This is a genomic window from Vibrio genomosp. F10 str. 9ZD137 (assembly GCF_049974785.1).
Taxonomy (GTDB): Bacteria; Pseudomonadota; Gammaproteobacteria; order Enterobacterales; family Vibrionaceae; genus Vibrio.
Genome location: NZ_JBNGCJ010001033.1, coordinates 1 through 1,590, shown reverse-complemented (window position 1 = coordinate 1,590; position 1,590 = coordinate 1). Strand labels below are relative to the sequence as shown.

Sequence of the window (1,590 nt, the reverse complement as noted above, 5' to 3'; positions counted from 1 at the left end):
CCAAGTACCGTCTGAACAGCCACCAGCGCATCAGCCGCAGAACCGCCCTTTTTAAGCACTTCATACCCAGCTTCGACAGCAAGAGGGTGAGCGGCCGCAACCATATATTGGTGAGCAATAACGCTCTGTTTATCAGAGACTTTACTGGTAAACTCTGGCGAAACACTATCGGCGACATCGCCAATTTGAGTATTGGCCTGAGCCGAATAAGCCGTAAGAGCGATACCTAACGTTAACAGCGTTTCTTTAAACATAGTTTCCCTTGCCTTTGTTTAACTTCCTACCGTTTAATAGTTATATCAAAGTTCGGCATAAACATTTGTCGTTTCATTGAGACTTGGAACGGTTGACCAATCAAGGAGCACCATTCCATTGACGACATAAAGGCGCTCCTCTGAGCGCCTATATCATATCGACCAGTCTAGAAACGCTTTTCTACTTCACGAGTGCCCCCCGGTTAGCGGTAAATATACGGGAGCAGTTTACGTTGATTAAACTCGTCGAGATCGTGGCCTATCCATAATTCAGCCCCTGCCTCCGCGATGATCTTCTCTATCTTTTCAAACGCTTTTTTACTTTGCATCGGCTGATTGAAGACTGGAATGGCTCGTATACGTCGATTTTTCCGTGTGTGGTACAGGTCTCCAGACAATACAACTGGCCCATAATTTGGTAAATCGACATACAAAACTTGGTGACCTGGTGAATGGCCGTAAGCCGACAAAATGACTACTGAACCATCGCAAGAAAGCTCTACGATACGAAGATGAATATCTACGCCAGTCAGTCTTGGGTTCATCAAAACCCGCTGCAAAAAAAACCAGAAGACCTCGATCACGCCAATGCGTTCACCTTGCCTTACTTAGCCAAAGGTTGGACCCTCTTCAAAGGTAAGAATTCGTACACGATTAACACTAATTATCGAATCTATGCGAACGATTTTGGGCCATTGACACAAGGTCTAATGCACAATCCCGTTATTAGCGCCCTACCCACTCTCTATGGCGATGAGTTTGTAAAAAAAGGCCATCTAGTCAAACTATTACCTTCCTATCAAGTAGAAACGCCAGGCCCCATTTACGGTGTCTATCCATCAAAACAGTTTATGCCAAGAAAAACGAAAGAGCTGCTTAACTTTCTTCATGATAAATTTGAACAGCTGCCCTAGCGTTATTGAGCCCGTAACTCGATAACGTTTTTGCTTTTGCTTTTGCTTTTGGCGCTGATGAGACGCACTCTTGGGTGCGTTCCTTTCTGATCTGTACCACTAGCGGGGTTGTCTATCGAACTGGTTTCTCTCTCTATGCTGCTTTCAATTTATACGCAAGCTTCAATATATAGGTAGCTTTCAATATATAGGCAGCTTCGCCTGTAAATGTGAAGTACCGGCGGCTCAATTTATAACATCAACACCACTCGTGCGTGTGAACCTGATTTAGGTATTGCCCAGTCAGATTGGCAATATCGCGCGTACAGCGGCAGCAAAAAATTTGAAGACCTAAAAGGTAAACGGGTTAACATTGGTAACCCAAGCTCTGGTCGACGCGGTGCCATGGAAGTATTGATTGCTGACTATGGCAGGATAAATAG

2 protein-coding genes and 2 pseudogenes are annotated in these 1,590 nt (G+C 44.8%); 2 read left to right on the top strand and 2 right to left on the bottom strand.

The features are described 5' to 3' along the window. A pseudogene (locus tag ACP45E_RS22010) lies at positions 1-254 on the bottom strand (isoaspartyl peptidase/L-asparaginase); the annotation flags it as partial. Between the two features lie 203 nt (positions 255-457). Beyond that, the gene (locus tag ACP45E_RS22005; RefSeq protein WP_141707488.1) at positions 458-799 is read right to left on the bottom strand and encodes a hypothetical protein; all 342 of its coding nucleotides are present in this window, start codon (positions 797-799) and stop codon (positions 458-460) included. On the opposite strand from ACP45E_RS22005, the gene ACP45E_RS22000 reads away from it, so the two are divergent. Beyond that, entirely contained in the window at positions 767-1,168 is a 402-nt protein-coding gene (locus ACP45E_RS22000; RefSeq protein ID WP_017038368.1) for a hypothetical protein, read from the top strand. The two genes, ACP45E_RS22005 and ACP45E_RS22000, sit on opposite strands and share 33 nt — an antisense overlap. 213 nt (positions 1,169-1,381) lie before the next feature. After that, positions 1,382-1,590, top strand: a pseudogene (locus ACP45E_RS21995) (TAXI family TRAP transporter solute-binding subunit); the annotation flags it as partial.